We start from the raw sequence: 7,910 nt of genomic DNA, 5'->3' as shown, positions 1-7,910 counted from the left end.
TTCTGCTGGTTCAATCTCAGCACTAGAAATTAGGGAAATAGGTTCTGGCATCGCTTATACTCCTAGTGCCGCAGGGCGGAAGTCAAAAGTCAAAAGTCAAAAGTCAAAAGTATTAAGGAAGGGACTTTTTAGCGATTTTAAATGGTTGCTCTACTTACGCCGTGGCGTACTAGTATGAAGTTAATGAAGTAGACAAACTAGGTTACAAAGCCAGGTATTAAGCCTCTTTTACTCCTGAATTCTGAGTTCTGAATTCTGAATTCTGCTGTATGATTCAGGTAGCATTGCTGTAACTATACTCGCATCCAGTTGCATTTATGTTCCTGCTAATTCTCGTAATTTAGTTAAAACTGCCTGAGCATGACCTTTGGTTTTCACGTTAGGCCAAGTATAGGCAATGATTTTATCAGGTGAAATCAAAAAAGTTGAGCGAGCAACACCCATATATTCTTTGCCCATAAACTTCTTTAAGCGCCAACTACCATAAGCTTCTGTCAAAATATGTTCGGGGTCGCTTAAGAGGGTAATTGACAAGTTATGTTTGCTGATAAATTTACAATGGGATTTACCAGAATCTGGACTCACACCTAAGATTTTAGCTCCTAGTTCGCTGAAGTCTTCATACAATTCGGTGAAATTTTTTGCTTCGGTGGTACAGCCGGGGGTGTCATCTTTGGGGTAGAAATAAAGCACAATCCACTGACCGTTGAAGTCAGAGAGACTAACTGGATTCTCATTTTGGTCAGGGGTGGAGAAATCTGGTGCTGGTTGTCCGATTTGGGGAATGTTACTCATGGTGGGGTTGTGAAAGATTGCAATCGCTTTAGAATTGTACATAGGTTAGGCGATCGCATCTCATTCAAAAATATGACGAATTTATTAAAATAATCCTGATTTAGCTGAAGTTAGGGCTGTTTTCTCACTTCTAAACTAATCCATTCGCCAAACTTTGATGGTAGTATCCTTACCTCCACTGACCAAAGTCTGTCCATCTGGGGTAAATACAAGTGCATTCACACCATCTAAATGGGCATTGATACTGTAAACTTCTTGCCCATTGCTTAAATCCCAAACTTTAATTTTTTCGTCATCACTACCACTTACTACTGTCTGACCATCTGGACTAATTGCGACACAATTAACAGGATTTGAATGCCCACTAAGAGTATAAATTTGCTCCCCAGTATCCAGATTCCATATAATAATTGTCGTATCTTCACTAGCACTTACTAGAATTTGCTGATTTGAGCTAATGGCAACACTACTAATGCCCTTTAAATGACCAGCAAAAGTTGACTTTGGCCAGACTTTGATTGTAGCATCCCAGCTACCACTAGCTACATAGTTTGAGCTAATTGCTAATGAACTAACTCTGGATTCATGTGTCGTTAAAGTGCGAATATACTCTCCTGCTTTTAGATTAAATAGTGCTACTTGCCCATTAGAACTACCAGTAATAAATGTTTGCTGTTTTGGGCTAATTGCTACAGATATAACATCAAAATTAACTATAATGCTGCTAATTTCTTCACCGTTATTCACATTCCAAATCTTAATTTTTTTATCATAACCACAACTAACCAAAGTTTGTCCATCTGGACTAATTGCTACGGAATTTACTTGCGTTGCATGTCCTGTAAAGGTACGAACTTCTTTCCGACTATTAAGGTTCCATACTTTGATTGTCTTGTCATTACTGCCACTAGCTAAAGTCTGTCCATCTCGACTAATAGCTAGACTCAAAATAGCTCCAGAGTGTACAGAGTTCCAACTACCAAGAATGCGTTCTAAAGAAATTGTTTTTGTATTTAATGTATATTGTGGTTTAAACAAGTTTAAATTAGTTAATTTCATCGGATATAAAGTCTCTTTAACTTCTGATAATCTTTCCAATATTACCTGGGTGTTCGCTGGGCGATCCTTTACTGGCCGCATCATCAGATGGTCAATAAAATCTCCTAAAAAAGGAGAGATATGATTAGCCTCATCACGCCAGTTTAGATCGGCAGTATATGGATCGCCATAGGGGTCAGCCATCAGATCAAGAGGATACTTTCCTGTAAGCAAATGGACAAAAGTACGACCCAAGGCAAAGAAATCTGATTGCAGAACAGCACGACCATTGATTTGCTCTAAAGGAGCATACCCATCAGAAACAAATCTTGTAATTTCACCTGCTACTTGTTTTTTCTCGTAAGTTTCGGTAATTTCCCGCGCAATACCAAAATCTATTAACACCAATTGTCCATCGGCAGTTAACATAATGTTAGAAGGCTTAATATCCCGATGGAAAAACTGCTGCTGATGTACTTCGTGCAAAATATTTGCTAACTGTGTTAACCAAAGGATTGCTTGCTTTTCACTGATGGGACGATTACCACGTTTTTCTAACCATTCGTGTAAATTTTCTCCATCAATTTTATCCATTACTAAACAGTGAACTGGGTCTTGGCTATTTTGAGGAAAAAACTGGAAATAATCCTCAGCATTAGGAATTCCTGGATGATTTAGTCGCTTCAAAACCTCAGCTTCTTGCTGAAAAAGTAACACTGCTTTAGGTTCATTAAGTGTAAGAACCTTCAAAATTTTTAGTTTGCCACTGTCACTTACCTCAAATGTTCTAGCAAAGCCACCTTTGCCTATAGGTCGTGTTACTCGATAACAGCCTTCTAGTAACAATTCAGAGCCGCAGCTTTGACAGCGCAGTAAATTATCAGGATTGTCAGGATTTAGGCAGTTAGGATTGATGCACAGGCTCATCTTCTGGAAAAGTCACTGATTTATCTGATATTTTAGCTTCAATTACTGATAGTCTGGGGAAAATCGGCATCAGAGCCATGCTTGGTTGGGCTATGCCTACGCATCTCATTCATCTTTGTTTACCATGAAAAAAGTTCTCTCATCAGGTTGAGAACAATTACTTCTGTTGATCCGCCATAATAATGATTTAGTCTACTAGTATTTTTGTTTAACTATTCCCACCCTTCAAAATTCAAATGTCTAAAGATATGCAACGCGAATTTGCCAACCGCGATGAGTTGGTAGCTTACCTGCGCGAACAATTCCCAAATGCAACAGAACGAGATGATCACATCAGCGAAACTCTCGGAGGACGCAAAGCCGCACAGAAAGCACTGCAAAAAATCGACCCACTACGCTACGCACAAACACGCAATTTTTTTACAGGTGCAGTCACTCGACTTTCGCCTTACATCCGCTATGGCGTTTTGAGTTTGCGAGAAATTCGAGATTTTGTCCTTGATCGGGTGCAGCAGCAAGATGATGCTACTAAATTAATCAATGAGTTGGGTTGGCGCGATTATTGGCAGCGGTTATATGTAAAGTTAGGGGATGGAATCTGGCAAGACCAAGAAGAGTACAAAACTGGTTACACTCTGGCTGAATATGCGCCCGAATTGCCGCAAGATATCAAACAAGGAACTACAAATAGAGTTTGTATTGACAGCTTCAGCCGTGATTTGAGAGAAACTGGCTATTTACATAACCATGCACGGATGTGGATAGCCGCATACATTGTCCATTGGCGGCGCATTCGTTGGCAACCAGGAGCTAAATGGTTTCTCGAACACCTTTTGGATGGCGATCCTGCTAGTAATAATATGTCATGGCAATGGGTCGCCAGCACTTTTAGTCATAAACCGTATTTTTTTAATCGGGAAAATTTAGAACGTTATACCAAAGGCATTTATTGTCAGAAATGTCCGCTTTATGGTCATTGTGATTTTGAAGGTAGTTATGAAGAATTAGAACAGCGACTTTTTCCCAAAGGAAAATTTAGCAAACAAGCTAACAGCAAAAGTTGGCGGTGAGTTCGGCGTTGCTGAATCTGCGGATGAATTTATGTCACGCAGAGATATTTGACAAAAGAATGCGACAAATAAACCATTTGTAGAGACGCGATTCATCGCGTCTTCACTTCACCCAAAGATGTGTTGCAATCATTAATTGAATTGTATAAAAGTTTGAGAGATTGATTTTTTGATTGCGATCGCTTTTACAAATACCTCCAGCCATCAACACAGAAGCTGCTACTGTGCGAAACACCGAAACGTGAAGGCAGAAGCTGCAAAAGCCAAGGCGGAAGCTGCTACAAGGAAGGCAAAACAGAGAAATTCGTTAGTATATAAACCAATACGGTTCAGTTAAGGCTAACACTGTTTGTCAAATTCAATTTTTTTAACGAACCGCCAAGGACGCATAGACACGTTCGCGGAGCGTCTCGCAGAGAAGTGGCTTCCCGAAGGGTAAGACGCAAAGATAAGAAAGAAATTCTTAACTGAACTGTATTGGTACATAAACGGTTTTACTCCTCATTATCCAGATGTGTTCTCAAATACAGCTTTAATTTAAAATCTAAAATCCGCTGGCTTCTCTCCATTCATGCTCAAGGATGGCATATAGGCAAGAGTCTCTCCATTCTCCCTTAATCCAATGGTGTTCTCGCAAATATCCTTCCTGTCGCATTCCGTTTTTTTGCATCACTCGTGCTGAGGCAATGTTTGCTGGGTGACAAGTTGCAAAGATGCGATGTAAGCCTAATTCTTGAAAACCTAAGGATATGATTGCTCTTACGGCTTCAGTGGCATATCCTTGCCCCCAAAATTGCTTAGTAAAACTGTATCCAATGGAGCCTGTTTTGTTAACAGTATCTAAAGTAGAAATTCGACAGATACCAATTAATTGCTGTTGGCCTTTTAAAGTTACTGCCAAAGCAAAATGCTGACGCGGTTCTTGTGTTTGCAATGAAATTTCTCTTTGCAAAAAATTCTTGGTATCTTCTTCGTTATTAGGCCCAAAAGTCAAATAACGTACAACTTCACGATCGCCAGCGTATTCATGAACCGCTTGCCAATCTGATTCTACAAAGTCTCGCAATATCAAACGTTCGGTTTGCAGCGGTAAATTCATCTGGGATATTCTGCACGTAACTGATTGACTACCCGATCTAACCCCACTGAATGGGCGGCTTTGAACAGCAAACGATCGCCTGCTTGCACAAATGTCTTTAATCTCGCCACCAATTCCCCATGAGTTGCAAAACACTCCGATGGGATACCTTTGGCACTTTTAGCGATCGCTTCGGCGTCTTCTCCGTCTACCAACACCAACAAGCCGTCTAAATTCAAATTTCGCACTGTTTCTCCCACTCGCTGGTGTAACTGCTGCGATCGCTCTCCTAATTCTTTCATTGCACCCAACACCGCAATTTTCCGCTTTCCTGGTGTGTCTGCCAATAATTGCAATGCTGCCAACATCGCTTCTGGTGCAGCATTATACGTCTCATCCAAGATTACCACGTCATTGGGCAAATTAAACCGCTGCGATCGCCCTGTGGGCATATCCACCGCCACACCTGCTTGCAAACTTGCCCAATCTATTCCCAAGACTTTCGCCACGGCTAAAGCCGCTAAAAAATTAGTCGCATTGTGACGACCAGGTAACGGTAAAGGCAGTTGCATTCCTGCGACTTCTACGGTTTCGTTATCAATCAGTAGTCCTGGGATATCCCCGCCAGAAAAGCCGTAAGTTATGACTTCTCCTGTCCAAACTTTTGCCGCCGTGGTCATTAATAGGGGATTGTCGTAATTCAGAATTGCCACGCTATCAGCAGGCATTTCGGCTAATAACTCACATTTGGCCTCGGCGATGGCTTCTTCGGAACCCAGTAACTCAATATGTGCTGTCCCTACATTGGTAATCACTCCAATGGTGGGACGGGCTATTTGTGTCAGTTCGGCTATTTGTCCCCTACCCCGCATCGCCATTTCAACCACGGCGTAGTTATGTTCTGTATCCAGTTCTAGGAGAGTTTTCGGGACACCAATTTCGTTATTGTAATTGCCATAAGTTTTGTGAAGTGCTCCTTTTGTGCCTAAAACTGCGGCAATTAATTCTTTAGTAGTAGTTTTACCTACAGAACCAGTGACACCAATTACCGGAATATCAAAGCGATCGCGCCACCATCTGGCAATTTTCTGATATGCCTTGAGGGTATCTTTTACCTGCAATACAGGAAATCCGGGATTTTCATATGCTAAATCTACAATTGCAGCGATCGCACCCTTAGCGATCGCTGTTGCTACAAATTGATGTCCATCAAATTTATCACCTCGCAAAGCCAAAAATACTTCACCTGGCTTGAGAATACGAGTATCTGTTTGTATACCGCGACTTACTTGTGTTAAACCAGTTTCGTATAAGTTTACAGGACGAGCCAAAAGAACTTCGACCAGTTGAGCGAGGGTGGCAGAGCAGGGCATAAATACAGAGTTCAAAATTATAAAATCGAATTATGACACAATGCGGTTGATAGCGCTTCTGGTTTACAGCAATTTAAGACAGCAAAATAATAACTATTGGCTAATGGGTATTTACTTATGAATCAAGATTTAACACAGCAGTGGCTGACGGAAATTCAGACACTCAAACAGCAGATGGTGGAACTGCAACACGATCGCGATGCTGCTTGGGAAAGTGCCCAAAAATGGCGTCAGCTTTATAACACAGAAGCAGAACAACGACGCACAGATGCTCAATTGTCCCAACAAGCGATCGCATCTCTCAAGGCTTCTTTGCATAAACTCCAAGGTATTGAAACAGGGACACTACCTGCTACACCAGTCCCAGCTATCCAACAAGAAATAGAACAGTTACAATCTGTGGAGGAATTGCAAGCTAAACTGATCGCTGCCATCAAAGAACGCGATCGCCTCTTACAAGCTTTGAAAACTGAGCAAGACAGCCACGCCCAAACTCGCCAAAGCCTGACTACCGCCTTGGGTGATGCTATTGATAGCTTGACACGGGAGCGAGCATTAAAACAAGGGCAAAAGGGGACAGTAGCATAGGGGGAGAACTCTTAACTCAAATACTAATTTAACCGTGCCCATCGTTGCAATTGCCAAGTTGTTGTAATGATTGGAAGCTTCGTTTCGTCTAGTTTTTTGTTAGTTGCGCCATTGTTCCATTACCATTTCTTCCTATTCGTGCAACAACGCCACTCTCCAGTCCAAATTGTTGAAACCTTTGATTTGTTGTAGAAGGGCGAGGGGAGTGTGAACGATTACAATCTCAAGAGCACATAAAATTGAGCACTTAAATATATAGATTTGTTGGTTTTTTGGTCAATAATATAAATAATATGCAAAGATGCTTCTTTCGACCTAGACATTATAAGTAAAAATTGTGTATACAATTAATATCAAGTTATTTAAATGTTCTGTCTTTTTAAGACAGAGACTCATAGATAATATTGCACAATGAGGTTATGAGAATTTCTTTTCCTATCAAAAGTCAACTGTTCTTTATTTTCAGCTTGAAGCGTCATGGGAACAATCAGACAACGACGGCATGAAAATCTTTCTATACCTACATACTGTAGGGCTTTAGCAACGATCATTGGTGTCAACTTCAGATACAACTATAGCAGTCCTAAATGATTTGTAAGAAAATTCACCCCCCAGCTAACGCCGTCCCCCCGATGCCAAGGGGAGACTACAGGGGGGTAGCAACAATTTAAAATTCTCACAAATGATTTAGGACTGCGATAGCTTAACTGTTGGGTTCGTCACCCGGCCTGAACCTAAGTTCAAGGCTAATAGCTAAAGTCCACTGAAGTAGACTAGTTCCCTGTGCAAAACTCAGAAAGCTTATTCTATAAAGCCTAAAAACCTTGGCTGAAGTTGCTGGAAATAGCTTAAATCCATCTCCTCATTTTTTGAAAATTTAGTTTCGCACGGGGAACTAGACTAAGGATTCCTAAGTATATTTAATGATATTGAGATTACTTTTGTTAATGCGTTTTAAACAACATCTAAGACTTAGATGTCCGAAACAATTGCATAAGTGCTATTTACAAGCCAATCAAAGGGTGAATCTTCAAAGAAAAA

General features: G+C 40.9%; 6 protein-coding genes. 2 read left to right on the top strand and 4 right to left on the bottom strand.

Features of this window, described 5'->3' with window-relative positions; genetic code table 11:
- Positions 1–315: 315 nt before the first annotated feature.
- Positions 316–795 carry a thioredoxin-dependent thiol peroxidase gene (gene bcp / locus IQ276_RS36285; protein WP_193916372.1) on the bottom strand — a complete coding sequence of 160 codons (480 nt, stop codon included), beginning with the start codon at positions 793–795 and terminating at the stop codon, positions 316–318.
- 135 nt (positions 796–930) lie between these two features.
- Positions 931–2,760, bottom strand: a complete 1,830-nt coding sequence (locus IQ276_RS36280; RefSeq protein ID WP_193916370.1) for a serine/threonine-protein kinase — start codon at positions 2,758–2,760, stop codon at positions 931–933.
- 236 nt (positions 2,761–2,996) lie between these two features.
- Here IQ276_RS36280 and IQ276_RS36275 point away from each other — a divergent pair, with 236 nt between their 5' ends.
- Positions 2,997–3,830 carry an FAD-binding domain-containing protein gene (locus IQ276_RS36275; RefSeq protein WP_193916368.1) on the top strand — a complete coding sequence of 278 codons (834 nt, stop codon included), beginning with the start codon at positions 2,997–2,999 and terminating at the stop codon, positions 3,828–3,830.
- A gap of 544 nt (positions 3,831–4,374) precedes the next feature.
- Here the strand turns inward: IQ276_RS36275 and IQ276_RS36270 are convergent.
- Together IQ276_RS36270 and IQ276_RS36265 are read right to left on the bottom strand one after the other, a co-directional pair.
- Positions 4,375–4,929, bottom strand: coding sequence for a GNAT family N-acetyltransferase (locus IQ276_RS36270; RefSeq protein WP_193916366.1), 555 nt, complete (start codon positions 4,927–4,929; stop codon positions 4,375–4,377).
- Positions 4,926–6,281, bottom strand: coding sequence for a UDP-N-acetylmuramoyl-tripeptide--D-alanyl-D-alanine ligase (locus IQ276_RS36265; protein WP_193916364.1), 1,356 nt, complete (start codon positions 6,279–6,281; stop codon positions 4,926–4,928). Before IQ276_RS36265 ends, IQ276_RS36270 begins: the two co-directional genes overlap by 4 nt.
- Before the next feature lie 117 nt (positions 6,282–6,398).
- Between IQ276_RS36265 and IQ276_RS36260 the strand changes: the two genes are divergently transcribed.
- A complete protein-coding gene (locus IQ276_RS36260; protein WP_193916362.1) occupies positions 6,399–6,869 on the top strand; it encodes a hypothetical protein in 471 nt (156 codons plus the stop codon).
- Positions 6,870–7,910 lie beyond the last annotated feature (1,041 nt).

This window comes from Desmonostoc muscorum LEGE 12446 (genome assembly GCF_015207005.2).
Classification (GTDB): domain Bacteria; phylum Cyanobacteriota; class Cyanobacteriia; order Cyanobacteriales; family Nostocaceae; genus Nostoc; species Nostoc muscorum.
Note: the sequence above shows the minus strand (reverse complement) of the source record. Positions and strands in the feature narration are given on the sequence as shown.

Excerpts from the sequence above, each read along its gene's own strand:
- bcp (WP_193916372.1), bottom strand. The coding sequence starts at position 795 with ATGAGTAACATTCCCCAAATCGGACAACCAGCACCAGATTTCTCCACC.
- IQ276_RS36280 (WP_193916370.1), bottom strand. The coding sequence starts at position 2,760 with ATGAGCCTGTGCATCAATCCTAACTGCCTAAATCCTGACAATCCTGAT.
- IQ276_RS36275 (WP_193916368.1), top strand. The coding sequence starts at position 2,997 with ATGTCTAAAGATATGCAACGCGAATTTGCCAACCGCGATGAGTTGGTA.
- IQ276_RS36270 (WP_193916366.1), bottom strand. The coding sequence starts at position 4,929 with ATGAATTTACCGCTGCAAACCGAACGTTTGATATTGCGAGACTTTGTA.
- IQ276_RS36265 (WP_193916364.1), bottom strand. The coding sequence starts at position 6,281 with ATGCCCTGCTCTGCCACCCTCGCTCAACTGGTCGAAGTTCTTTTGGCT.
- IQ276_RS36260 (WP_193916362.1), top strand. The coding sequence starts at position 6,399 with ATGAATCAAGATTTAACACAGCAGTGGCTGACGGAAATTCAGACACTC.